Here is a 25,810-nt window from a genome sequence, read left to right on the forward strand (position 1 = left end):
GGCAATATGTTTAAAATTCAAACGCTCAACAAAATATCTTCTGCGGGGCTTGAACGATTTCCCCGCGACGATTACGAAATCGCATCTTCGATCAACGATCCCGACGCCATCCTCGTGCGCTCTCAAGATATGCACGGCATGACGATTCCCGATACGGTAAAAGCCGTCGCACGAGCGGGTGCGGGCGTCAACAATATCCCCGTGCAGGAGTTGACCGAGCGGGGCATCGTCGTGTTCAATACGCCCGGCGCGAATGCGAACGCGGTTAAAGAACTCGTCATACTCGGTATGCTCATCGCAAATCGCCCCGCGATCGCCGCCGCCGAGTGGGTAAAAAGTCTTGCGGGCAAAGGCGATGAGATTCCCGACCTTGCGGAAAAAGGCAAATCCCAATTCGTCGGGCCCGAACTGCAGGGCAAAACGCTCGGCGTCATCGGTCTCGGTGCCGTCGGAGCCCTCGTCGCAAACGCGGCCGTCGGTTTGGGGATGACCGTTATCGGATACGATCCCTTTATCTCCGTCAAACACGCATGGCAGCTCGACACGCACATCAGACAGGCGGAAACCCTCGACGCCCTGCTTTCAAAATCCGATTACATCACGATCCACATGCCGCAGACAAACGACACGAAAGGCTTTATCAATGCCGACAGATTGAACGCGATGAAAACCGGCGTGCGCATCGTAAACTTTGCGCGCGGAGGATTGGTCAACAATGCCGACATGCTTCAGGCGATTGCGAACGGAAAGGTTTCCATGTTCGTCACCGATTTTGCGGCGGAAGAACTGCTTGCAAATCCGAAAGTCATCTGTTTTCCGCACCTCGGCGCATCGACGCCCGAAGCCGAAGAAAATTGCGCCGTCATGGCAGTCGCAGAGCTTCGCGAATTTCTCGAACGCGGCACTATAACCAATTCGGTCAACTTTCCGAAAATCGTTACCGAAAACGAAATCCCTCCGGGCGGTACGCGCCTTTGCATTTCGAACAAAAACATTCCCGGCATGGTATCGAAGTTTTCGACGATTTTGGGCGAAGCTTCACTCAATATCGCGGGCATGATAAACCAAAACAGCGGCAACATTGCCTACAATATCATCGACGTCGAAGACAAAGTGAGCGACGATACGCTTGCAAAACTTTCCGCAATGGAAAACGTCACGCACGTGCGCGCGATTGCAGGGTGAGCCGGTTTCTTTGCAAAAAAAATTATTAAGGGGGGGAAGTCTCCCCCTCGCGCGCACTTCGTTGCGCGCTGCCCCCTCAAGCGGGGACACCCCGCAACGCCCCGTTTGATTTTCGGCGCATCGAATACAAAAGTATTTTTAAAGGTACCTCTGAAAACTGCAATTAAAGACTGCAATTTTTAGAGGCTCTCTATCGTTTTTTTCTGCCCTTCGTATGTTTTTTAAATGCCGATTTTTTTGCACCGATTTTTACATCGCGTTCGCCGGCCGACTCTGAAGCAGCGTTTTGCGCTCTCTCCGAACCGTTTTGCTTTGCGGAATTTTCATTCTGCGCGCCTGCCGGAAATTTTTGCGGTGTGAGCAAAAACGCGAAGAGACTTCCGCATAATCCTCCGGCTATGTGAGCGATGACCGAAATACCGTTATGCTGCAGCGTACCGAAATTAAAAAACTGCCCGCCGATATACAAAATAAACACGAGTATAAACGACAGCGGTATTTCGTTTTTTGCGAACGACGTGAACGATGCAAGCATGATCATCATAAACACGACGTCGCTTGCACCCATTTCCGGATGCGTGATCAAACACGCGTTGATGACGCCGGTGACGAGTGCGGTTATCGTTATGACGAGTGCGAGGACACGCGATCCGTAGCGGCTTTCGATGATCGGGCCGAGCAGCAAAACGAGCGACATATTCGCAATGAGGTGCTGCCAATCGGCGTGTCCGAACACATGCGAAAAGAGGCGAAAATAATCGAGCGGTGCTCTCCAATCGAACGGGTGACTGCTGTATTTTCCGCCCGGTATGATAAAGAGTGCCGCCGCAAGGTGCCGATCGAATACATAGGTATCGAGCAGCATGATTAGGGTACAGACGGCGACAAAGGTAAGCGTAACGGGCGCGTTGTAGGTTACGCGGATTTTCGAGCGTACTTCGGTATGTTCCTGCATGGTGACAGTATAATAAAACGAACGCCGCGCCTCAAGCGATTTTTGCGTATATGCGGTTTGTAAATAAAAATTCAATCGAAAGCGCATGAAGATTTTCAAAGTCACGCGTATTCGTTTGTCTTATTGATTTTTTAAATTTATTAAAGATATTAGATAAAAGCTATTGGATTAACGGCGAAAATTTTGTATATTATAAGCATGGCTGGCAGCGATACGTTCGGAAGCGGCGAGTTTTCGATCGAAGCGGTCGATGCCGTCGATTACGATATTCCGCCGAACGGCCGCGTCGTATTTTTTAACGACGACTATACGACGAAGGATTTTGTTGTCGACGTGCTCATGTCCGTCTTTCATAAATCGGAACACGACGCGTGCGTCATTATGGAATCCGTACACAAAACGGGTTCCGGTATTGTCGGAGTGTACGCGTTCGATATAGCGGCAACGCGGGCTGCGATAACGGTGCGGCGTGCGCGTGAACAGGGCTTCCCGCTGAAAGTCGAAGTGCAGGAAGTGTAGGCGGCATCGATTAACCGAAACGAAATATAATCGATAACCGACTTTATAGCGATCGATGAAAATTGCACACAGGTGCGGTTTTTGTTCGATCCCGGAACTCGCCGTGCATGGTGGCGGGTGGGAAGTGGAAAGATATGGAAATAAGTCCGCAGCTGCGAAAGATATTATCGGTTTCGTTTTCCGATGCGAAATACGCCCGCCACGAATTTTTTACGCCGGAGCATTTACTCAGCTCCGCGCTCGCCTTCGATTCGGTACGCGATCTGCTCGAATCGTGCGGTGCGGACGTCGCGACGATCCGTGATTACGTCAACGAATACATCAAAAAAAACGTGCCCGTGTCCGCAGTGCAGGGGAACGGGCAGAGCGCCGAACCCGTCGAAACGCAGGGTTTTCAGGAAGTGATGAACCGCGCCGTGTTTCACTGCGCGTCGAGCGACAAACAGATTCTCGATATCACCGATGTGCTTGTCAGTATGACGGAAGAAAAACGCAATTACTGTGCGTATTCGCTGCGCATGGGCGGCGTCGATACGCTCCGTCTTATCGAAGCGATCGGAGAAGCGAAACTTACCGATGAAAATCAATTTTTTTCCGATCCCGGCGATGCGCAGCAGAAATTCATGCCGGGTATGCAAACAGCCGACGATGCGCGGCAGGAAAGTCCCCGGGGAACAAAACCGACGGCGTTAGAAAAATTTTGCGTCGATTTGACCGACGAAGCGAGGCGGGGCAAAATCGATTCGCTTATCGGACGGACGGAGGAAATCGACCGCACGATTCAGATTCTGTGCCGCCGTACGAAAAACAATCCGCTTTACGTCGGAGATGCGGGCGTCGGAAAGACGGCGATCGCGAACGGACTCGCGCTCAAGATTGCGCAAAATAAAGTACCGGATGCGATTAATAATTTTTCAATCTACAGCCTCGATATGGGTTTGCTGCTCGCCGGTACGAAATTCCGCGGCGATTTTGAAGACCGTCTCAGAAAGATCACCGACGAACTGATGAAAAAAAAGCATGCGATTTTATTTATCGATGAGATCCATATGATCATGGGTGCCGGTACGAGCGGCAACAGTACGATGGATGCGGCGAATTTATTAAAGCCGGTTTTGTCGTCGGGGAAAATCCGCTGCATCGGTTCGACGACGCACGAAGAATATGCGAAAAATTTCGAAAAAGACAGAGCGCTCGCGCGCCGCTTTCAAAAGATCGATATCAAAGAACCGTCTCCCGAAGATACGCTGTCGATTTTAAAAGGGCTCCGCGAAAGGTACGAAAGCTACCACGGAGTGACATACAGCGATACGGCGCTCAAAGCTGCGGTCGATCTGTCGGTGCAGTATCTGCCGGACAGGCGCCTTCCCGACAAAGCGATCGACATTATCGACGAAGCTGGTTCGTACATGAAAATCAAAGCGAAGGGGGGATTTGCCCGCATGCGCGAAGCTTCCGCGCCTGAAAGCGATACCGCGCATACGCAGGAAGTCGTGCGTACAAATGCGCTTTCGAAAAAGCCCGTCGTCTCGACTTCTGTTATTAAAATGGTGACGGCAAAGATGGCGCGAGTGCCGCTTGAATCGGTGACGAGCGGAGAAAAAGAAAAGCTCCGCGACCTCGCCGACACGATACGCTCGGAAATCTTCGGACAGGATGAAGCGGTCGCTGCGGTGACAAAAGCGGTAAAAAGGGCGCGCGCGGGATTTAACAATCCCGAACGGCCTGAAGCGAGTTTTTTATTCGTCGGTCCGACGGGCGTCGGCAAAACGGAGCTTGCGCGCTCGCTTTCCCGTACGCTCGGTGAAACGCTCTTGCGTTATGACATGAGCGAATATCAGGAAGAGTATACGGTGAGCCGACTCATCGGTTCGGCGCCCGGTTACGTCGGCTATGAAGAGGGCGGGCAGCTTACCGAAGACGTGCGCAAAAATCCGCATTCGATCGTGCTCTTCGACGAAATCGAAAAAGCGCATCCGAAAATTTACAACGTGCTGCTCCAAGTTATGGACTACGGATTTCTCACCGACAATCAGGGGCGTAAAGCGGATTTTCGAAACTGTATCATCATCATGACGAGCAATGCCGGCGCACGCGACATGGAAAAGAGCAAAGTCGGTTTCGGTGCCGGAGACGCTGCGGATGAAAACGGTTCTCTTCGCGAAGCGGTCGAAAAAGCTTTTTCACCGGAATTTCGCAACCGGCTCGACGGCGTTATCGCGTTTTCTCATTTGGGAAAGGAGATCGTCGACGACATTGCAAAAAAAGAAGTCGCAAAACTCGCATCCCGCCTCGCGCAAAAAAAAGTCAAACTCGAAACGACCCCGCGTGCGATCGCCTATCTTTCGGAAAAAGGCTATTCGCGCGAATTCGGAGCGCGGAATATGGCTCGCACCGTCGAAGAAAAGATCGCATCTCCGCTTACCGACGAAGTGCTGTTCGGAAAACTTTCCGCGGGCGGTGAAGTGCGCGTCGACGTATCGCGCGGAAGCGACGGCACGGAAACATTGACTTTCGATTATGGAAAGCGTTGATTGGCGGGAAGAGCTCGGTACCGAACGTTTCGGAAGCGATTTTGAATACACGCATTTTTTTATACGCGACCTCAGCCGAAACGGTTTGCTCGGCTATACGGAAATTCTGACGCCCCATCTCGTATTTTCCGCATATTTGCAGGGGATTTTCCCGTGGTATGACGAAAGCTCGGGCGATCCCGTTTTGTGGTGGAGTCCCGATCCGCGTTTCGTGCTTCCCGTAAATGAAATCCGCTTTCCGCGCAGTGCCGTAAAATTTTTAAAACACAGCCCGTATACGTATACCATCGATGCAGCTTTTTCCCGCGTCATCGAAAATTGCGCGCACGTGCATCGCGCCGGTCAGGACGGCACGTGGATAGGGGAGCGCATGATCGATATCTACTGCGCGCTGCATGAACGCGGTATCGCGCATTCTGTCGAAGCGTGGCACGGAGACGAGCTTGCGGGCGGACTTTACGGAGTGCTCATCGGAAAAGTGTTTTGCGGCGAGTCGATGTTTACGCTTGAATCGAACGCGGGCAAAAGCGCGTTTATGCTTTTTGCAAAAGCGTTTGAAAGATGCGGCGGCGTTTTGATCGATTCGCAAGTGTATACGGAAAATATCGCACGATACGGCGGCCGCAATATAAGCCGCACGGCGTTTTTGCGCATGGAAAGCGAACTCTTGCCGCAAAAACTTTCAGGTGACTTGCACAAAGTTTTTGCCGAAATCGCACTGATGAAGCCGTAAGCCGAAAACGCTCAGCGCGTTTTTTATCGGAGACGCTTGCAATTTTTCCGCGCCGGCTTGCGAGATATCAAATAATGCGCTACACTCGTTTTATGAATGCAATTATCACCGTCGTCGGCTCGGATAAGGTCGGCATCATCGCAAAAGTGAGCGGTTTTCTCGCCGAACACAAAGTCAATATAGCCGATATTTCGCAGACGATCCTTTCCGGAAAATTCGTTATGATGATGATGGTAGATCTCGACGGCGCCGATATTTCGATCGAAGATCTCCGCGCTGAAATGAATAAAACCGCAGACGCTATGGGCGTCGAAATCAACATCATGAGCGAAAAAGTGTTTTCCGCAATGCATCGGATTTGATCGCAGGCGCCGGCGGATTTTACGCCGCGTCGTATTGGGGTGATAAAAGCGTATTCGTTTTCCGATAAAAAAATACGGGCGATTCGAACCGCGCGATTCCATAGTGCGCACAGCCCGTCCGCCCGTACAAACGATTTTTCGAATTGATTTACGCGCCGCCGACACCCTTGTCGATCGAAGCGCCGGTCGCTTTATTTACGGTAAAATTGATAAGCAATACGAGTACGATGATCATAAGGTTGATCGCGTTGCCGTACTGCGTATAGCCTTTTTCGTTGAACTGCATGAGCATCGTCGTAAGCACTTTGTTTTGCGGTGTGACGAGGAGTGCGAACAGCGAAAGCTCTCTCATGCACGAAATAAACGGCAGCAAAAATCCCGACAGAAACGTCGCCTTTTGAATCGGAACGATGATGTGCGACATGCGCTTTATCCACGGCACGCCGACGATGACGGCGGCTTCTTCGATTTCGTTTGAAAGCTGCAGCATGGCGTTGACGCCGCTGCGCGATGCGAAAGGAAGATATTTTACCGAGCCGATGAGCGCGAGGATAAAAAACGAACCGTATAAAAACGGTATCTTCGTCGCAATCGAAAGGTAGATCGCGCCGAACGCCATCGACGGCATGAGGTACGGGAAAAACGCGAGATTGTTGACGAAGGTTGCCAATTTCGACCCGCGCCGTTTTCCGATCGCATAGCCGATAAGGATGCCGCTCGTGCCGGCGACGACGGAACACACGACCGACAGGCGGAGACTGTTCCACAGCGTGCGCCATACGTCGGCGCTCATGAGGATGCCCGCGTCCATGCCGTTTTCGAGGGCGGATTCGCCGCGTCCGATCCAAAAGTCGAGCGTAAAATTTTTCAGCGAATAATCGCCGGGCAGGAGCAGCACCGATTCAAGGGCAAAGGTGATGAGCGGTACGATCGCGATAAAGCACAGGAGGACGACGAGGAAGGCCGAAAGCGGTGTCCGTGCGCCGCGAAGGTTCACGAGCGAAATCTGCGAAGATTTTCCGGTGATCGTCGTAAACGATTTTCGCCTGCCGGTAAACCATTGATTCAATCCGAGTATGCCGATGCCGAATAAAATCATCGTAAACGCGATGATGTATCCCTGGCCTTGGAAGTTGCCGTTCATCATCGTGTACATCTTTGTCGTGAGCACCCAAAAGCGCACGGGCGATCCGAGAAAAACCGGAACGGCGTATGCGCTCATCGCGGAGGCGAACACGAGCAGAAAAGTCGAAAGAAGGGCGGGCATGACGATCGGCAGCGTGATTTTCCGCATGATCTTTGCGCGGCTCGCTTTTAAAATCGTCGCAGCTTCTTCGAGGTTCGCATCCATATTGCGCAGGATGCCGCCGATGAGGATGTAGGCGAACGGCGAATAGTGGAGTCCGAGCACGACGGAGCAGGGGAAAAGTCCGTAGACGAACCATTCAGGCATTGCGATGCCCGTGAGCGCCGTAAAGATGCCCGTGATGCCCATACCGACGTTCGTATTTCTGAAAAAGTTCGTCCAAAACATCGCGAGCGTCCACGACGGCATGATATACGGAAAGACGAATACGAACGAAATAAATTTTTTGTATTTGAGATTCGATCTCGTAATGAGCCACGCGACCGCCCCGCCGAAAAAAATCGCGATGACGGACGCGACGATCGCCATGAGAACCGTATTCAGCAGCGGACGGTAAAAATTATTAACGGAATATTCGCCGCCTGCGAGCAGTCTCTTCCAGTGGTACGGCGTGAGCGCGCCGGTCGGCTTGCGTATGAGCTGCATTTCCATCGGGTGAACGCTGTAGGTTTCCAATACGAGCGAAAGCAGCGGATACAGCGTCAACGCCGCGAGCAAAACGAAAAATACGACAAGGATGACATTTGCGGGATTTTGCAAAAACGTCTTAATGCGATTCGCCGCTTTTTTTGACATGACAGCTCCCATCAGGCTATTTGGTCAGATTTTTTGAAATGAATTCGAAAACGTCCGCGTACGCTTCATTGATGTATTCGGGATCTTCCATGACGAGGCGCGTTTTCCAATACGAAAGCGGCTGGTCGCCTTTATTTACCGGAATGCTCGCGTTCGAAGAATACGCACCGATGTTTTTTGCCCACGGAGCGTATCCCGCCGCCGTTACCAAATGTTCGACAAAGAGCATGGACGTGTAGGGCATCGTCGTCGTTTTGACGATCTGGACATAGAGCGGATACATAAAGCCCGCAAAGGGGTCAACCGTCGTATTTTTGCCGTCCGCATAGTACGAAGCGATTTCAAGATTTTCGGTACGCACCGTCTTCGAGCGGAGTTTACTCAACACGAAGAGACCGATTTTTCCGGACGCTTCGGCATTGGAAATCTGTTCCGCTATCGTCGTGTCGGTATTGCCGAACGAGCAGTTGTGCAGGAATTCCGCAATCCATTTATAGCCGGCATTTTTGTAACTGCCGAGCTGAATGTCTTTTCCGTACAAGTTTTTATACGCTTTTGCGAGCTTATCCGCCCACGTTTTATTCGTCAGCATGATGAGGAAGTTTTCGTTTACCTTTTCCGTTTCGGGGCTTTTGAAAAACACTCTGCCTTTCATCGCGGGTTCGGTCAGCTGCCACACGTTCGTGATCGCAGGGACATTCGAACCGACCGTATTGAAGATAAAAAGCTTGTCGATATATTGCTGCACGAGCGGCACTTTGTCCGCGCCGTCGATGTTCGACGCGACGGATGCCGGAACGTAGTTTATGAGATTTCCCGTATCGACCATCTGCACTTTCATCACCGCGCCGTTTTGCGTCAGTACGACATCCGCGCCGTCGATCTTTCCGCTGATTTCCGCCTGCAGTTTCGTATAGATTTCGCTGTCTTTGACATTCGTCGTTTCGACGTCGATGCCGTATAATTCGGTAAATGCCTTTGCTGCGCTCGCGATGCGTGAACTCGTTCCGTACGCTTTGAATACGGTACCGGCCGATTTTGCCGCCGCCGCTTCTTCTTTCGCTTTTGCGACGAGTTCATCGTGCGACATATTTTTTGCCGCGTCGATCGTTTGCCTGACGTTCATCTTTTGCGCATTTTTTGAACAGGAAGCGAGTACGCACAGCGATGCGCATAAAACGATTCCGGTCAGCATTTTTTTCATAGAATCCTCCAAACAAATTTCATAACGATTTGATTTTTTTATGTGACGGGCTGAAATTATCGTTCAGCCGACAATATTTCATTGTACTACGGATTTTTGTTGTGTGTCAAATATTTTGTCGAATGTCGAGATTTGAAAGTATGCGTGAATAAAGCTATGCTTTCGGCGAGAACGGCTACGATACAATTTTTCGTAATCGTACACAATCGCGGCTCTCACAGCGGGTTCCCCGCTTACGCTCCGGTTGTGCTTTTAAGCGAGGCTTCCGCAAGCTGAACGCACAAAGTCACACGCGGGTCTCCCGCTGCTGCGCCGCATCACGTACGCTTCCGCGATTTTGTCATACAGCCGGAACCTCGCCTTTGCACACTTTTATTCGTTTTCAAAACTCGCCATTCCGACGTTACACGAAACTGATGGAAAAGGGACTGTCTCAAAAGCGATTACTTTTTCGACAGTCCTGCGAGTTTTAAAAAACTCAAAATTGAACCTTTTAGTATGTTAAAACGTGATGATCTCTTCATACACTTGAATTGCGAACTGATCGGTCATACCGGAAATATATTCGATGACGCATTTTTGGTACGACTCGTTGTCGTTTATATCGAACACTTCGGCCGTGTTGCAGCGGAGGATTTTTTTGCGGTCTTCCTGCCCGAGCGGCGCGTAGTTTGCGTATTTGACGAGCCAGTCTTCATAGGTCGCGCACAGAGAGGGATAATAGCGCAGCGCCTGCCGGGCGCGTCCGTTTTGCGCGTAGGGCTGCACGCGCATGAGCACTTCGTACAGCGTTTTGATGATATCCGACGCGTAGTGCATGAATTCTTCTATGCGCCAGTGCGCATAGATCCGCCGATAATTGAATTTTTTCAGTTCGATAATAAAACGAAAATACTCGTCCGAAAAGCGCAATCCGTTTTCGGGACTCGACTGCGTGCACAAGTCGACGATTAAATCGTTTATCAAAACGGTCGTGTTGACCGCTTTGCCGCTTCGAAACGCACCCTTCGCTTTGCCGTCGATGCCGAGCGTCGTCGCAACGATTTCGCGCAGTTCGCGGTACGACGTCATATCGAGCATGTGGTATGCCCGCGCGTCTTCGATGTCCCGTCCCAAGTACGCGATTTTATCGGCGATCTTTACGACGCAGCCTTCCCACGTGTACGGCTGTACGATACCCGGCCGCTTTATCGAATAGAGATCGATCGCTTCAGTCCGCGGCATGATACCCTGCTGATCGATTTCGCCGCAGTGGCAGATAAGCCCGTCTCGCACCGCATACGTCAAATTGAGCGGCTGTTCGATACCATCGGGATCGGCAAGCGTTTCGATATAGTCTGCAAAAAAAAGGCTGTTGCGTTCGTGCCAGAATTTTTTCGGTGCATTGACGCCCGTTTTTTGTTCAAGGAGCGAGTTGAGACAGTTTTCTCCGTGGTGACCGAAAGGCGCGTGACCGATATCGTGCCCGATCGCGATTGCAGCGGCAAGCCTTTCGTTCAAGCCGAGATATTTTGCGATTTCGGATGCGACCGAAGCGACGTGCAGTACGTGTTCCATGCGCGTACACGTATGATCGTTGTGCGGCGCAAAAAAAACCTGCGTTTTATGCTTTAAGCGGCTGAATGCGCGGCAGTGCAAAAGCCGCGTATAATCGCGCTCGAAGTCGGATCTGATTTCGTTGCCTCTGCCGTACAGCGGTACTTCGCGCTTTATGCATTCCGCCCAATTTTTGCGTTCGGGACAGCATCTCACGTCTTTAAAAGAATCTTTCATACGGCGGCTATTATATCACGGAAAAAGAACGGTAGTAAGTGCGCGGTTAAAAAAAATAAGGTCACTGTTAAAAGGAGGAAAAACAGTGACCTTTGCGTTTGCATATAATGCTTACACTCTATAAACGACGGATGCGGAAAATGGTTACAACCGAAGAAAAAATTATGAAAATTATAAAGCATAAAGTCGATAAATTTACGGCACGTAGGCTCGCAATACAATCGTGTGATTTACCTGCGGCTTTTTTTTCTGTATACTTTTTAACTATGGAAATGAAATGGGTCGTGCTTGCACTCGCCGCCTCGATGTATGCGCTCGTCATCGTCGTGCAGCATAAAAAAATCGTATTTACATCCGCTGCGGCGCTCATTATCCTGTTGTTGGGCGCGATATTTCCGGAAAGCATTTTTTTGTCTGCGGGCGGCGTTCCGCTTCGCATATATCCTTTCGTGCACGCGTTCACATCCCTTGTCAACTGGAACGTGCTCATGATTTACGTCGGAAGCATGATAATAGCCGCGCTCTTTATCTATTCGCAGATGCCCGCGTTCATTGCGGATAAAATCGTCGAAAAAGCTCCGAATACGGGAATCGCAATCGTGCTCATCCTCGCGATGACGGGGATTATTTCGATCTTCGTTGAAAACGTCGCGACAGTGCTCGTCATGGCGCCGATAGCGCTTGCGCTGTGCAAAAAGCTTAAAATCGATCCGACGTATTTTATGATAGGACTTGCCGTCATGTCGAATCTCGAAGGAACCGCGACGCTCGTCGGAGATCCGCCGTCGATGATTTTTGCAAGCTTCGCGGGCTATACGTTCAACGATTTTTTCGTACATGCCGCCAAACCGTCGATTTTTTTCTTCATTCAAACAGGTATGCTTGCGGGCTGCCTGTATTTTTATTTGTTTTTTGCAAAGCAAAAAGAAAAACCCGATTTCGATAAAACCGAAGTGATTTCTTCGGTACCGCTTCTGCTCCTGCTCGCGATGATTTTCGGGCTTGCGGCGATTTCGTTTTTTCATTTCGATTGCGAATTTTTATCGGGACTGTACGTGCTTTTTCTCGGTATTGCGGGCGTGCTGTGGTTCCGATTTGTACGGCGCCGATCGCTGCGAGAAACGCAGCTGCTTATCAAAGGGCTCGATTGGGAAACGATTGCGTTTTTGATCGGCATATTTATCGTCGTCGGCGCGATTTCTGAAACGGGACTGCTCTCCGATTTTGCTCATATCCTTGCGCGCATTACCGGCGGCAATGTGTTCGCGGGTTTTATGCTGATCCTCGTCGTATCCGTTGTCATTTCGGGCTTTGTCGACAACGTGCCGTATATTATCGTCATGCTGCCGATTGCGAAAACGCTCGCCGTCAGGATGAATCTCGCCGCCGAACTCTACATGTTCGCGCTTCTTATCGGTTCCTGTCTCGGCGGAAATTTGACGCCTTTCGGAGCGAGTGCAAACGTCGTCGCGATGGGTATACTCAAAAAAGAAGGCCGCCCCGTCAATTTTGCGGGCTGGCTGAAAATCGGCGCACCGTTTACGATTTTAACGACAGCCGCCGCAGCTCTGGCTCTGTGGTTCGTGTGGGCGTAGTTTTGCTTGGGAAAAAGCGTACCCTTCGGCGGCTGCCCGTGCGCGGTTCGAAACGATGCACACGGGACGGAAAATTTGCGTTCGGTGCGGTTTTAAAAATTTTCGACGGCGTATGTTTAGCGTTTTCCGCCCATCGCGACCGATACGTTCGCATCGAGCGGATTGTTATAATCGATATATGCCATGACTTCTTCGGCAAAGCGTTTATCGATCATCTGCTTGTGCGTCATGATATTGCCGATATAGTTCAGCGTCGACTGCGGCGTGCTGTTTGAGCGCACTCGGTTGGCGCCCGCGTTGTACATTGCGAGCGCGGGGATGATGTTTCCGGCGATATTGAGGCAAAAGCGCAAGTGCGCCATTCCGTAGCGCGCACTGACTGCGGGGTTAAAAAAATCTTTTTCGTCGAGCTGCGGGAACGAGCGGTCATTGAGCTGGAAGAGACCGCGGTCGATCGAACTGTTCGTATTGTAGTTGACTGCGCGTATATTGTAGCGGCTTTCCGTATACGCAAGCGAAAACGCGAGTGACAGCGGAATGTCGTTTTTGTCGGCGAATTCGAGGATCGCCAGCGTAATGCTGCGGTTGTTCGTTTCACTGATATAAAAATCTTCGACGGCGAGCCGGTAATACGGCTGACGGTAGAGCGTGAGTCCTTCGTCTCCGTGCCGCACGGCAGCGGGCTTGTCGGATAACGGTGTATTGAATTCCGCCTGTATTTTCGGCCTTTCGTTTTTCGCAACGGGAATGTCAAACGGGGTAACTTTTTGTTCGGGAAATATAAAAAAGATCGACAGCGACAATGCGCCCAACACGCTTATAAAGATGAGTGCGCTTCGCTGTGTCTTTGCAAAATTTTTTCCGTCGGGTTTATATTTCATTTTTGTTATACCGATAATTGTTGTGCATACGCTTGCGTCATTTTCGCCTGCGACGAAAGCTTACGATTGTCCGCGTCCGCTTTCGACGGCGTACGTGACAAAGGATGAACCCGCATACCGATTCGAAAAATAGACGTAATGCGCGTGCTTTGCGCTCATCGCGTCCGTAAACGTTGTCGCTTCGCTTTCCGTCAGTGCATCGGGAAGAGCAAAACCGATGACGGACGCACAGTCTTTAATTCGCCGCGCCGTATGGCACATCGCCTGTGTTAACCGTTCAGCACCGCAGTCCGAAATCGGTACGACGATCGCATACGCGCCGTATGCTTCGATGCTTTTTAAAAACACGCGGAGAGCTGCAAGATACATTTCATCGTACATATTTTCCGAAATTTCTACGGCACGGTGCGGAACGTATACGGCAAGTATTTTGCCGCTGCTATCCGAAAACCTTTGCGCTTCCGTTTCCGCAATTTCGGACGAAGCGCCTGAAAGGACGCCCGAGTCGAACGGGATCAAAGCGCCCGTATCGGCTTCCGCGCCCGTTTTGAGCGCATAGAGTTTTCCGTTTTTCGATTCGAAGCGCGCATCGAGTTTCATAGTGTGAGTTTAAAATAAAAACGGTCTTCATGCAATACGTAAAGACCGCCTTTGAGCGTTTTCAAAAACTATAAAAAACGAAAATACTATTCGGTGAGGATTCTGATGACTTCCGCTTTATCCTGCGTTTCGAGGATGAGCTGCCGTTTTTCGGGGCTCTTAAACAGGAGACTTACTTCCGCGAGGAACTGAAGATGCGGACCGGTTTTGTTTACCGGAGAGAGCGTCATGATAAAGATACGGCACGGCTCCTGATCGAGAGAATCGAAATCGACGGGGTTGTCGGAAATGCCGATGCACGCGACGAGATCGCTCACCGTGTCCGTTTTGCCGTGAGGAATCGCGATACCGTGCTTCATGCCGGTAGACATCTTGCGCTCGCGGTCGAGCACGCATTCGCGGGCGGCCGCTTTATCCGTAACTTTACCGGCCTTTACGAGCAAGTCGAGCATTTCGTCGATGATCGCTTCCTTTGTCGTTCCCTTGAGATGGAGATCTACGGTATCGGTCGTTAATACTGTTCTTAAGTCCATACTGACAGTGTATGACGAGATTGGTTTCTTGTCAAGGAGAAAATCCGCGGTTATCGCGGTTGTAGAAAATCCGCGGTATTACACGGAGGGCGGGATTGCACATAGGTGCCGTCCGAAAATAAATCGACGTATTCGGGTTCGGAGAGGGGATAGTAAAACCTCCGCCGCTTGCCTTGCATAATTTTGTACGGTAAATTAAAATAAAAGCGGTATGAGTATTCAAAGGATAAGCGTCGCAGGCGTAAATGTCGATATTTGCCGTGCGGAAGACATGGAATCCGCAGTGCTTGAGCTCCTTGCAAAGCCCGGAACGAAACAGATCGTATTTTTGTCGGTGTGGGATCTGCTTCGTGCGCGCGGAAAGAGCGAATACGCCGAATGCGTGCGCAGCGCCGATTTGATTTTGCCCGTTTCAAAGAGCATTATCCGGGGCGCAAAATTTCTCAAAAAATCGATACCGGTACGCTACAATCCTTTCGATGCGGTAATCGAAGTGTTGTCGGTGCTTGAGCGTCATTACAAATCGATTTTTCTGCTCGGTTCCCGGCGGGCGACGCTGCAAAAAGCCGAATCGAACGTGCGCGATACCTTTCCGAATTTACAGATCGTCGGACGCTATATCGGCCATTATTCGAAAAACGCGGAAGCGGCCGTCATCGAAGCGATTTACAAATCCTCTCCCTCGCTCGTGCTCGTAAGCGACGGCATCAAAGAAAAAGACGTATGGGTGTACCGCAGACGGAACCGCTTTGCGTCGAGTATTTTTATTTATTATAAAGACGTATTCGATATCTTTGCCGAACGCATTAAGCGCGTCGATGAAAAAACGTTTGCGCGCGGTCACGAAATCTATGCGGAAATTCTTCATAACCCTTTGAAAATATTTTTGCTTTTTCCCTACTTATGGTATATACTGTTGTTGATAGGGTATCGTCTTTTCAAAAATACATAAAAGACGTGTGGCGGTTTTTGACAAAATAAGAGGCGGGACATCGTGTGTGCGGCGGAAACGTGAATGTTCATGCCGCTTAAAAACGGGGACGCGAAATGGAGGTATTCCCGAATTTAAACACCGTTGTTTTAATATCCTCGGATAGAAAAGTGATCGATTGGTGCCGTCACGCGCTGGAGCCTGTTTTTTCCGTCAAAGTCGTCGATTCTCTGCAATCCTATTCGTGTGCGCTTGCCGCGTTTCAAAAGCTCGTACTCATCGATGCGTCGCTGTTCAACGGGCAAACCGAAAAAATGTTTACGAATATCGCCCGCCGCGGATATGCGTTGTTTCTTGTTAAATCGGACGATACGCTTCCGCTTTCTTACGTACGGCGTCATTATAAAACGTGTATTCCGTTCCCGTGCGATTCCGATTTGCTGCGCACCGTCGTCAAACGGCATTTGCCCAAAACAAACGATATCGATCGGATATTTAAAAAACCGGTGCGCTCTTTTTCCCGTACGGTCGACATAAGCGGTTTTCGAAAATTCGCGGGGTCTTCAAAAATTGTCACGGATTTGAAACGGCGTCTTGCCGAAGTCGCGCCGAAAGACTTGTCCGTACTCTTTCTCGGCGAAAGCGGAACGGGAAAAACTTTTGCGGCGAAATTGCTGCACGATAATTCATCCCGAAAAGATAAATCTTTCGTTTCCGTAGAGATGTCGTCCGTCAGCGAAAGTCTTGCCGAAAGCGAACTGTTCGGTACGGTTCCGGGCGCGTATACCGGTGCGGTCAAGCGATCGGGACGTTTTGCGAAAGCGAACGGCGGAACTCTTTTTCTCGATGAAATCGGCGATGTTCCGCTTTTTTTGCAGGCAAAACTTTTGCGCGTATTGGACACGGGAACTTACCGCAGCGTCGGCTCCGATGTCGAACGCCGTATCGATATCCGTCTGATATGCGCGACAAACGCCGATTTGCAAAAGATGATGCAGAAGGGAAGATTCCGAAGCGATCTGTACTATCGGATTGCCGGCTGCACGATAACCTTTCCGCCCCTTCGCCGGCACCTCGAAGATATCGACGAAATCGCTTCTTCTTTTTTGGAAGAGCGTAACATCGCGCTGTCCGACAGGGCGCGTGAAAAACTCATGAGTTACGATTGGCCGGGCAATGTGCGTCAGCTTATCAACTGTTTGAAGAGGGCGTGTATGTTTTCAAAAGGTGAAATGATTTATCCGGAGGATATCAATTTTTAATTATTAATTTTATTTCGTGAAGCCAGTCCCGCCGCTTTGGTAAATATTTTTTCCAAGTATTGCGCTTCGCCTTCGGAAAGAGAGGCGCGCGAAAGGATTGCCCTCCAAAAATTTTCCATATCGCGCCGTCCCGTCACGCTGAAAAATCCGATTTTTTGCAGATTGTCCGCGATGATCGAAACGGTTTCATCGATGCGCGAAAGCGGAAGCGGCGTGTACCCCGTGATGCCGCAGTGTTTTTTTCGAAAGAGCGCATAGCAGATTATCTGCACGGCGTGCGAAAGGTTGAGCGAGGCGAAGCGTTCGCTCGACGGTATCGTAACGCCGAGCGTGCATTCGGCAAGTTCTTCATCGGTGAGACCCGTGCGCTCGTTGCCGAACACGGCCGCGACGGTGCCCTGTGCATTGCAGATATCGGCAGCTTTTGCGGCGAATTCTTCGGGCAATAAAAGTTTGCCTTTTCTGTTTTTACCGCGTCGTCTCGTCGTACCGGCCGAAAGCGTACAGTCCGCCGTCGCATCGGTTATCGAACGGAAAAAACGTGCGCTCTCCCAAATGTCCGCCGCGTGGAGTGCGAGCGTCCGTACCGCGCCGTCTTCGTAATCGCTTTTTTCCCCGACGATGCGCAGATCGGCGATATCGTTGTTCGCCAAAGCCCTGCACGCCGCTCCTATGTTCCGGCTTTCTTCGGGGCGCACGAGGACGATACATATCTTCCCTAAATCCATAAAATATACTATACTTATTTTTATTATTGTACGCCAGATGTGCCGATAGTTTTATAGGCGTCGGGTTTTCGCCGGAGCGATATTTGTAAAAACGTTTATGTCAACCGGGGGCGTTGACGGCAGTGTTCTTTAATGAAAGTAAGGAAAATATCGCGATGAAAAAACGTAAATTTGATTTATTTTCAATAGTTAATATATTTGACATTATGGTGATTTTAGTGTATTGTTATATATAGAGTATAAAGTTGAACGGTGTATTTTGGAGATAATGAAAAGGTTATGATAAATAATAATAATTTGGTTTCGGGTTTTAACGATGAAAAAGACGACAGTTTGAAGATTTCGCTTGAAAGAATCGACACGGTAAAAGGCGGTTTGTGCATATATTTGAACGGTTATATCGATACGTACAATTCAAATTTTTTTCAGAAAAAAATTCAAAAAATTGTCGATTCCGGGTATATCAATTTGATTTTTAATTGTTCTTCGCTTAATTATGTTTCATCGACCGGTATCGGATCGTTTACCGCATTTTTGAAAATGGTAAAACCGAAAGGCGGCGATATCGTCCTGCTTGACATTCAGCCGAGAGTATCCGAAGTGTTTCAGCTGCTCGGATTTTCACAGTTTTTCAATATCAAAGATACGATCGAAAATGCGGTTGCGTTTTTCAAAAACGGCGCACCCGTTGCAAGCAGCGTTTTCCCGAAAGTTTTCGCGTGTCCCGTGTGTACGAAACGCCTCAGAGCGACGCGTGCAGGGCGTTTCCGCTGTTCGGAATGCAAATCCATTCTCGCAATCGACGGAGAGGGAGCGATTTCGCTCGGATAAGCGTACGGAACCGGCATCGTCTGCCGAGTTTTTTGTTTGTGGATAAGTTGTGGAAAAATGTGGAGAAAATGCAGAATACCGCAGCGGATTGCGGAAAAATCTCCCCTAAACTGAAAAACTTCGGCACTGCTGTCAAAATATTTTGTAAATCTTTGTAATACAACAAATTATATACTATCGTGTACAAAGGGCTATTTATCGGTATTATAGAAAAATAGCGTTACCGAAGTTTTCCGTTTTTTCCCTGTGGATAAATTGTGGAAAGCCTGTGTACGATCGGGTGGAAAACCCGAACGGAAGAAAGTCGGCGAAATTTCCGCGTACGCTTCCGTTTGTTCTTTTTCGTACCTTATAAAATCGGAGATATATCGAAATAATCGGTTTTTGCCGATAATCATAAAAGGCCGAATGTCGAGTTTAGAAAGTATGATCCGATAAAGTTGTGCTTTCGGCAAGAATCCGTCCGCTTAGCCGCGGTCGAGCTTTTTAAGGCAGGCTTCCGCAAGCCTAACGCTCGAAACGGCACGCAGCCGGAACCTTGCCTTTCGCGCAATTTTATTTGCTTTCGAAACTTACCATTCGGTTGGAGAGCGAAACGGTTGGAAAATTTCGAGTTTTATTAAACTCGAAATTGAACCGTAAAAGCCGGAGCAGTGCGTTCGGGAGTTTCCATTTCGGAATCGGATGCCTCTTTCGGAGCAGGCGGAAGCAGTATGGCCGAATCGGTAAAAAAATCCATTTTGCTCATTCCCGCGTATATCGGGATTACGGCGTGCTGTATCGTCGTCGGCGAACTCGCATATATGATGTATTGCAATACGGTGCATCTCGTCGCCGGCCGTCCGCTTGAATTGTTCAACGCATATGTGTTTGTCCGCGGTTTTTTTATCGTCGTGCCCGCTTTTATCGTTTTGTCGCCGCTTTTTTTCAGTCTGTATCGTATTCGCCACTCCGGCGGCGGATTTTTACCCGTTATCGTTTACATCCTTTTATGTGCGGTGATGTGGGTTGTGCTTTTTCCGCGCTTTATCGAATTCAAATGGAAAACCGAGCAATCCTTACCTCCCGCTCCGAAAAGCGCGCTCACGGCGGGATATTTCCGCCCGTATGCCGGGAAAGCCGCTTATCTGTTACGCGATGCTTCCGCACCCGAAACCCCGGCCGTCGTGCTCAAAAGTGCGGGCGATGAAAACGCGGTGAGTCTCGCGCAGGTCGATACAAACATTATGGAAGCGGAAAGTTCGCCTTTTGCCGACATCCTCATCCGTGAAACGGTTCCCTCTTTTCCCGTGTGGATTAAAAGCGGCATCGATACGATCGAAATGCATGCCGAGCAGGCGTGGAAAAGCGGGCATTTTGCATGGCTCGGTTTTTTGTCGTTTGCGCTTGCGCTCTGCGCGACATACGCCGTTTCGTTTTGCAGCGATTGGCGCCTTGTCGGAACTCTGTACCTTCTCATAATGGACGCAGGCGTGCTGTCGTTCAATCTTTTGTATTATTCGGAATATTTTAAGCGATTGCGTGAAGCGGGCGCGCCGCTCGCAAATGCGTTTCCGTTTTTTGCCCTCTCGGGCGATCCGCTCCTTATCTGCATCAACGCAGGTATTGCCGTTCTGTGCGTTGCGGTCGGATGTCTCGCCGCAGTCGTCCGCGCAAAGCGGATTAAGAGGACGAGATAAGCGCTTATGAAACGCGTCCTTCAGATTTTAATAAGCTACCTTCTCTTCGCTTTTTGCGCGTGCATGGCGTTTCGTTTGTTTGCAGGTACTTTGCCGCCGCTTATTGCGAAAACCGAAACACTCTATCGGATTTACAGCGGACTTGAACTGTTTTGCCGCATCCTTCCCGCTCTGTCCGTGACGGGCTTCGTCATCGGCTATGCCCTTTCGTTCGGACGAAATCCCGACGGCAGCGCTCGGCGATTTTCCCAAGCGATGTTCCGCCGCTACCGCAGCGTCGTCGTCACATCCCTCGTTCTGTCTTTCGTTTTGACTGCGGCGGCGGAAATCGGAACGCCGATTTTATCCGCCAGGCAAAAGCAATTGGAACGGATGCCGCTTCTCGTACAGGAGTACGTCCGTGTCGGACGACAGGTTGAACGGTCGGGCAGGGGAGCTCTCGCGTACCGCTACGCCCAGCTTGCGCTGAAAATCGATCCTTCTTCTCCCGACGCGCTCTCCCTTTTCCGCGATACCGAAATCGCTTCGCGCGAAGCGCACAATGCCGTACGCAAAACGGTTTCGAAGGCGGCGAGCGAACCCGTGAGTGAAGAAGGCTATACGGTGCGGGAACTCCGCGCGCGTGCCGAAAAAGCGTACGCCGAAAAAAAATACTTCGACGCGCACTACTGGGCGCAAAGCGCCGTGTCGATTACGACGAGGCGCGATACGAATTACGCGGAAGTGCAGCGCATAGCCGCGGATGCGTGGAACGCGCTTTCCGCCGCGGATTTACCCGCCGTAACCGACGCACAAAAAAATTATGCGCGAAAACTTTCCGGCTATACCGCGCTCATCGAAGGCGACAATCTCAAAGCGTATTATATTTTCCGCACGCTTTCGCTTGCATCGCGCGAAAACGCGAACGATCCCGATATCGTGCGCTATCTTGCGATCGCACATGCGCGGCTCGACGCCGAGTATTTTTTTATCGACGAGATAATCGATGCGAAGGAATTCGAAACCGCAAGCGATGTGTATTTTTCGCTTAAAAAAGACGACGGTGCGACATCGATCGTCTATATCAAAGGCATCACTCCGGTAAAAGGATCCGGAGGCATCGTGCAATACCTCCGCGCTCTTTCGATTTTTTCGATCGATGCAAACGGAGCATACACCGACAGCGTCTACGTGCCCTATGCGAAAATGCGCCAAGTTTCTGCCGCAGATTTCGACGCGGATACAAAGCGCTCTCTCGGCGTACCCGACGGCGCGCACTTCGTTCCGTACGTTCTGCTCCGCTCGATCGACAGAGATACCGAAGGAGTTACGGAGGGACCGCTCTACCGCTATGCCGCTTCCGATAAAAAAGGCGGGAGCGATCGGATCGTGCTGCCGCTGTCATACGAAGACCTTTTGCTGCTCACCGAAGTTTCCCGCGGCGCCGAATACATGAATATGATTTCGCTTTTCCGCTTTGTCGGAAAAGGTGCGCGTTTCGGTTATGCCGACGAAGTGTTCGCCCAAGTGCTTTTGAACCGCATCCTGTATCCGCTGTTTATGCTGATCCTCTTTATCTGGTTTGCGACATTCGCGTGGAATTACCGGATCGGTGAAACGAGTTTGTTTAAAATGTCGTGGATTTTCGCCTTTCCGTTTTTTTCCGTACTCGCGCACATTTTATACCGCGCGCTCATGTGGCTCTTTAAAATTATTAATTACGTATTCATCGGTATTGCAGGTACGTACTGTCTCCCGCTCGGAGCACTTGTGTATGCCGTCATATTGCTCATCGTGTCGCTCGTGTTTTTGGCGCGCAGCGAAGGATAGCGCGCGGCGAAAATCGTTGCGGGAGTGGTGCCCGCACTGGAGCGACAGGAGAAAAAAATGAAGAAAAGATTTTATTTTGTAATTGTAGTGTTTTTATTTTTTTCAAAAATATTTGCATATGAAATTGAAGATTTTTCAAATTGTGAATGGCTCGATAATATATCTGTAGAATATATTATTAATTATCAGAAGCCTATTTTAGATAAATATGATATTGTTAGTTTTAGTTTTCCTAAAAAAAATAATTCGGTTAATTATAAAGATTGGGGATATTACAGAATATCGGGAATAGGTGGCGTTGGAGCTATTTATTCCGTATCAAAAAAAGAAGATAATATGTTTGTTTTCGAATATGGCTATTATCCTTCTTCCTCCGATTCAAATGAAAAACCTGTAAAACTGAGTGAACCGAATATATGTACGGTTTATATTCAAAATGAAAATACCCTGATTTTAGTAAATCCTCCACTTGGTATATACAGAAAGACTTTGTATAGAAAGAATTATGCAAAAAATTCAAATATTAAAATGGAAGATGGAGTAGTAAACAATTTAAATGTCAAAATAAGACTTGAACCAAATACAAAAGGAATCATTCTGGGAAAACTTCAAACCGGAGATAATGTAAAAATATTGAAACAATCAGAGCATTATGAAGCTGATGGTAAACATAATTACTGGTATCAAATACAACTGGAAGGATATCCTATATGCTGGATATTCGGAGAGTATGTATCAAAACGAGATGATTATTTTAAGGATTTTGGAGTAATAAAATAAAATCACATCACAAACATTATTCCGGAACGGATATTTTTGCATACGCATTATTAATTCTGAAGCGGGTGATAAACGAAAACTTTCGGGAACCGTAATCAAAAATACCGAAACGGGGGTAGGCCTGCATATTTCGGCGAAGAATTACGAAGAAATTTCAGACTGTCTTGTAAATCGTTAAAAGTGAGAATTCGATAATCATGTATTTTAACAACGCCTTGGGGAGAGTTTTATTTATTCTGTAAAGAATAAGCCGTCCGCATATTCGCATAAAAAATCGCCGACTCTTTCGCACGAAGGGACTTCCGCTGCCGCAAGCCCCGCGCTTTTACTCGACGTCGACCGTCGTGATGTGCGCTCCGACCGACTGAAGCCGTTCGACCAAGTGTTCGTAGCCGCGTTCGATCTGATACACGTTTGAAATTCTGCTTTGTCCGTGCGCCGTCATCGCCGCGATCACCATCGCCATGCCTGCGCGCACGTCGGGTGAAACGAGGTGGTCGCCGTGGAGGATGCGCGGACCGGACACGACGGCGCGGTGCGGATCGCAGAGCGTGATGCAGGCACCCATGTTTATCAGTTTATCGACGAAAAACATACGCGATTCGAACATTTTTTCAAAGATGAGCACGGTGCCTTCGACTTGCGTTGCGACGACCGTCATAATGCTCGTCAAATCGGGCGGAAAACCCGGCCACGGAGCATCGTCGATTTTCGGCGTCGAGTTTCCGATATCGCCGTTTACTTTAAGTTCCTGCCGTTCGGGGACGGTGAGCGTAGTGCCGTCGATATTCCACGCGATGCCGAGTTTGCTGAAACCGAGCCTGAGCGGCCGCATATCCTGAGGATTGACGCCTTCGATCGTGAGCGAACCGCGAGTGGCCGCCGCGAGTCCGATAAACGAACCGATTTCCATATAGTCCGGGCCTATCGTGCATTCGCAGCCGTGCAGGGAGTCGACTCCTTCTATGCGCAAAATATTGCTTCCGATGCCGCTGATTTTCGCGCCCATATTCACGAGCATGGTACACAAGGTTTGCACGTGTGGTTCGCTTGCGGCATTCGAAATGATCGTTTCTCCCTTTGCGAGCACCGCCGCCATGACGGCGTTTTCCGTCGCTGTTACCGACATTTCGTCGAGAAAGATGTCGGCGCCTTTGAGCGCGTCCGCGTAAAACACGAATTTACCGTTTATGTCTACGCGTGCGCCGAGTTCGGTGAGCGCGAGAAAGTGCGTGTCGAGTCTTCTCCTGCCGATAACGTCTCCGCCCGGCGGCAGCATTTCCGCTCTTCCCGTTCGGGCGAGGAGGGGACCCGCAAACAAAATCGATGCGCGTATCTTTTTTGAAAGATCCGGCGGAATCATCGTGTTTGCAAATCGCTTGGCGGTGATTTTCCAGCTGTGATTTTTTACGCACTCGACGTCGGCGCCGAAGGATCGGGCAATGTCGAGCATAACGCGCGTGTCTTCTATGTCCGGAATATTGTGCAGCGTAACGCTTTCTTCCGTGAGCAAAGCCGCTGCAATGCACGGCAGCGCCGCGTTTTTATTGCCGCCCGCAGTGATGCTTCCCCTGATAGGATATCCGCCGTCGATTATGTATTCGTGCATTGCAGCCTCCCGTTTTCATAGTGCGTTTAACACGCAGGTATATCGGGGGTTAATTTGCCGTACCGATAATGCCTGCGAGGTTTATTAAAATATCGGCAGCTTTACACATTTGGTTAAGCGAAGCCCACTCCATACGCGAATGATAATTGTGTCCGCCGGTAAAGATGTTCGGCGTAGGGATGCCCATTTCGGTGAGCCGCGAACCGTCGGTACCGCCTCTGATCGGCGTAAAGACGGGTTCCACGCCCGCCGCTCGGTATGCCGCTTTCAAATCGCGCACGACTTCGGGATGTTCGTCGAGCTTTTGCTTCATATTGAAATACTGCGTTTTATGCGTCACTTTTGCATTGCCGCCGAAAGAAAGTGCGGCAGCTTCGGCGAGCGCTTCGACGGTTTTTTGCCGCATTTTCATATTTTCGCCGTCAAAGTCGCGCAGCAAAAGATACACCGTCGATTTTTCGATCGTTCCCGTAAATTCGATGGGCGCGTAAAAGCCTGCCGTACCGTCCGACGTTTCGGGACGCTCGGTAATGGGGAGCGAGGACACAAAATGCGATGCCATAGCGATCGCGTTTATCATGCCCGCTTTCCGTGCCGTCCCCGTGTGCGTCGCTTTGCCCGTAAAGACGACCGTCGTCCCGACCGCATTGAAGCATCCCGTTTCAAGCTCGCCGATATGTCCGCCGTCGACAGTGTATGCGCGTTTCGATTGAATCGATTCGAGCGGCACTTTATCCATGCCGTGCCCTGTCTCTTCGTCGGGCGAAAAGATCACTTCGATTTTTCCGTGCCTGATCTCTTCGTGCGCTTTAAGGTACGAAATCGCCGTCATGATCGCCGCGATGCCCGCCTTATCGTCCGCACCGAGGAGCGTATGCCCGTCCGTCGTGATAATCGTATCGCGCTCGCGTGCCGCCTCTGCGAGCGCTTCGTCCGAAGCCGCATCGAGAGGATTCGTTTCCGCAAGTTCGATGAGAGCGCCGTCGTAGTTTTCATGTACGACGGGATTGACGTTTTTTCCGCTCACTTCGTCGACCGTGTCCATGTGTGCAAGGAGACAAAAAGGCGGCACGTTTTCAAAACCCTCGGAAGCGGGGAGAACGCCGTACGCATAGCAAAACTCGGTGACGTGCACGTTTTCCAAACTCGCAGCCTTCATCTCTTCGGCAATCATATTTGCAAAATCCCTTTGCTGCGGAGTTGAGGGCATGATCCCTTCGTCGGCTTTATTCGAATCGCTTTCGGAATACGTTTTTACATAGCGCAAAAAACGTTCGAGCAATTCTTTTTCTTCCAGTGAATTTTTTTTGATGTAGTTCATATCGTTATAATATGATTTTCACGCGCCTTATGCAATCGATGACT

At 49.9% G+C, this 25,810-nt stretch carries 22 protein-coding genes; 12 read left to right on the forward strand and 10 right to left on the reverse strand.

Going from position 1 to position 25,810, the window contains the following annotated elements:
• The first annotated feature begins 6 nt into the window (after nucleotides 1–6).
• Nucleotides 7–1,185: a phosphoglycerate dehydrogenase gene (locus HRI97_RS02000; RefSeq protein ID WP_253726262.1), complete on the forward strand. Its 1,179-nt coding sequence runs from the start codon at nucleotides 7–9 to the stop codon at nucleotides 1,183–1,185.
• 190 nt (nucleotides 1,186–1,375) lie between these two features.
• Here the strand turns inward: HRI97_RS02000 and HRI97_RS02005 are convergent, their stop codons facing one another.
• Nucleotides 1,376–2,140 carry a rhomboid family intramembrane serine protease gene (locus HRI97_RS02005; protein WP_253726263.1) on the reverse strand — a complete coding sequence of 255 codons (765 nt, stop codon included), beginning with the start codon at nucleotides 2,138–2,140 and terminating at the stop codon, nucleotides 1,376–1,378.
• A gap of 198 nt (nucleotides 2,141–2,338) precedes the next feature.
• Here HRI97_RS02005 and HRI97_RS02010 point away from each other — a divergent pair, with 198 nt between their 5' ends.
• The 4 genes from HRI97_RS02010 (at nucleotide 2,339) to HRI97_RS02025 (ending at nucleotide 6,288) form a co-directional block, all read left to right on the forward strand.
• Complete coding sequence (locus tag HRI97_RS02010; RefSeq protein WP_180486923.1) at nucleotides 2,339–2,659, forward strand: ATP-dependent Clp protease adaptor ClpS; 321 nt, start codon at nucleotides 2,339–2,341, stop codon at nucleotides 2,657–2,659.
• 134 nt (nucleotides 2,660–2,793) lie between these two features.
• Nucleotides 2,794–5,193 (forward strand): AAA family ATPase, encoded by a 2,400-nt coding sequence (locus HRI97_RS02015; protein ID WP_253726264.1) that lies wholly within the window; start codon nucleotides 2,794–2,796, stop codon nucleotides 5,191–5,193.
• Nucleotides 5,180–5,926, forward strand: coding sequence for a leucyl/phenylalanyl-tRNA--protein transferase (aat, locus tag HRI97_RS02020; RefSeq protein WP_253726265.1), 747 nt, complete (start codon nucleotides 5,180–5,182; stop codon nucleotides 5,924–5,926). The genes HRI97_RS02015 and aat overlap by 14 nt, the downstream gene beginning before the upstream one ends.
• Nucleotides 5,927–6,018: 92 nt before the next feature.
• Nucleotides 6,019–6,288: an ACT domain-containing protein gene (locus tag HRI97_RS02025; RefSeq protein ID WP_180486920.1), complete on the forward strand. Its 270-nt coding sequence runs from the start codon at nucleotides 6,019–6,021 to the stop codon at nucleotides 6,286–6,288.
• A gap of 148 nt (nucleotides 6,289–6,436) precedes the next feature.
• On the opposite strand, the gene HRI97_RS02030 is transcribed toward HRI97_RS02025, so the two are convergent.
• The 3 genes from HRI97_RS02030 to HRI97_RS02040 form a co-directional block, all read right to left on the reverse strand.
• Nucleotides 6,437–8,230, reverse strand: coding sequence for an ABC transporter permease (locus HRI97_RS02030; protein ID WP_253726266.1), 1,794 nt, complete (start codon nucleotides 8,228–8,230; stop codon nucleotides 6,437–6,439).
• Between the two features lie 16 nt (nucleotides 8,231–8,246).
• Nucleotides 8,247–9,434, reverse strand: a complete 1,188-nt coding sequence (locus HRI97_RS02035) for an ABC transporter substrate-binding protein (RefSeq protein ID WP_253726267.1) — start codon at nucleotides 9,432–9,434, stop codon at nucleotides 8,247–8,249.
• A gap of 501 nt (nucleotides 9,435–9,935) precedes the next feature.
• The gene (locus HRI97_RS02040; protein WP_253726268.1) at nucleotides 9,936–11,207 is read right to left on the reverse strand and encodes a deoxyguanosinetriphosphate triphosphohydrolase family protein; all 1,272 of its coding nucleotides are present in this window, start codon (nucleotides 11,205–11,207) and stop codon (nucleotides 9,936–9,938) included.
• Between the two features lie 266 nt (nucleotides 11,208–11,473).
• On the opposite strand from HRI97_RS02040, the gene HRI97_RS02045 reads away from it, so the two are divergent.
• Nucleotides 11,474–12,802: an ArsB/NhaD family transporter gene (locus tag HRI97_RS02045; protein ID WP_253726269.1), complete on the forward strand. Its 1,329-nt coding sequence runs from the start codon at nucleotides 11,474–11,476 to the stop codon at nucleotides 12,800–12,802.
• A gap of 116 nt (nucleotides 12,803–12,918) precedes the next feature.
• Here HRI97_RS02045 and HRI97_RS02050 read toward each other — a convergent pair whose 3' ends face one another.
• The 3 genes from HRI97_RS02050 to HRI97_RS02060 all read right to left on the reverse strand — a co-directional run bounded on the left by HRI97_RS02050 (nucleotide 12,919) and on the right by HRI97_RS02060 (nucleotide 14,816).
• Nucleotides 12,919–13,683, reverse strand: a complete 765-nt coding sequence (locus HRI97_RS02050; RefSeq protein ID WP_253726270.1) for a transglycosylase SLT domain-containing protein — start codon at nucleotides 13,681–13,683, stop codon at nucleotides 12,919–12,921.
• Nucleotides 13,684–13,743: 60 nt separating this feature from the next.
• Nucleotides 13,744–14,283 (reverse strand): hypothetical protein, encoded by a 540-nt coding sequence (locus HRI97_RS02055; protein ID WP_253726271.1) that lies wholly within the window; start codon nucleotides 14,281–14,283, stop codon nucleotides 13,744–13,746.
• Nucleotides 14,284–14,369: 86 nt separating this feature from the next.
• Entirely contained in the window at nucleotides 14,370–14,816 is a 447-nt protein-coding gene (locus HRI97_RS02060) for a PTS sugar transporter subunit IIA (protein ID WP_180486906.1), read from the reverse strand.
• A gap of 211 nt (nucleotides 14,817–15,027) precedes the next feature.
• On the opposite strand from HRI97_RS02060, the gene HRI97_RS02065 reads away from it, so the two are divergent.
• Entirely contained in the window at nucleotides 15,028–15,768 is a 741-nt protein-coding gene (locus HRI97_RS02065) for a WecB/TagA/CpsF family glycosyltransferase (protein ID WP_180486905.1), read from the forward strand.
• A 95-nt stretch (nucleotides 15,769–15,863) separates the two neighbouring features.
• Entirely contained in the window at nucleotides 15,864–17,009 is a 1,146-nt protein-coding gene (locus HRI97_RS02070; RefSeq protein WP_253726272.1) for a sigma 54-interacting transcriptional regulator, read from the forward strand.
• On the opposite strand, the gene HRI97_RS02075 is transcribed toward HRI97_RS02070, so the two are convergent.
• Nucleotides 17,006–17,737, reverse strand: coding sequence for an RNA methyltransferase (locus HRI97_RS02075; RefSeq protein WP_253726273.1), 732 nt, complete (start codon nucleotides 17,735–17,737; stop codon nucleotides 17,006–17,008). The two genes, HRI97_RS02070 and HRI97_RS02075, sit on opposite strands and share 4 nt — an antisense overlap.
• 279 nt (nucleotides 17,738–18,016) lie before the next feature.
• On the opposite strand from HRI97_RS02075, the gene HRI97_RS02080 reads away from it, so the two are divergent.
• The 4 genes from HRI97_RS02080 (at nucleotide 18,017) to HRI97_RS02095 (ending at nucleotide 22,836) form a co-directional block, all read left to right on the forward strand.
• Nucleotides 18,017–18,568: an anti-sigma factor antagonist gene (locus tag HRI97_RS02080; RefSeq protein ID WP_390902858.1), complete on the forward strand. Its 552-nt coding sequence runs from the start codon at nucleotides 18,017–18,019 to the stop codon at nucleotides 18,566–18,568.
• Between the two features lie 713 nt (nucleotides 18,569–19,281).
• Nucleotides 19,282–20,247: a hypothetical protein gene (locus HRI97_RS02085; protein WP_253726274.1), complete on the forward strand. Its 966-nt coding sequence runs from the start codon at nucleotides 19,282–19,284 to the stop codon at nucleotides 20,245–20,247.
• A gap of 6 nt (nucleotides 20,248–20,253) precedes the next feature.
• The gene (locus tag HRI97_RS02090; RefSeq protein ID WP_253726275.1) at nucleotides 20,254–22,056 is read left to right on the forward strand and encodes a hypothetical protein; all 1,803 of its coding nucleotides are present in this window, start codon (nucleotides 20,254–20,256) and stop codon (nucleotides 22,054–22,056) included.
• Between the two features lie 57 nt (nucleotides 22,057–22,113).
• On the forward strand, nucleotides 22,114–22,836 hold the full coding sequence (locus HRI97_RS02095) for an SH3 domain-containing protein (RefSeq protein WP_253726276.1): 723 nt from the start codon (nucleotides 22,114–22,116) through the stop codon (nucleotides 22,834–22,836).
• A gap of 325 nt (nucleotides 22,837–23,161) precedes the next feature.
• Here HRI97_RS02095 and murA read toward each other — a convergent pair whose 3' ends face one another.
• Both murA and pepT read right to left on the reverse strand, forming a co-directional pair.
• A complete protein-coding gene (murA, locus tag HRI97_RS02100) occupies nucleotides 23,162–24,445 on the reverse strand; it encodes a UDP-N-acetylglucosamine 1-carboxyvinyltransferase (protein ID WP_253726277.1) in 1,284 nt (427 codons plus the stop codon).
• A gap of 49 nt (nucleotides 24,446–24,494) precedes the next feature.
• Nucleotides 24,495–25,766, reverse strand: coding sequence for a peptidase T (pepT, locus tag HRI97_RS02105; protein ID WP_253726278.1), 1,272 nt, complete (start codon nucleotides 25,764–25,766; stop codon nucleotides 24,495–24,497).
• Nucleotides 25,767–25,810 lie beyond the last annotated feature (44 nt).

The organism is Treponema socranskii subsp. buccale (assembly GCF_024181585.1).
GTDB lineage: Bacteria > Spirochaetota > Spirochaetia > Treponematales > Treponemataceae > Treponema_D > Treponema_D buccale.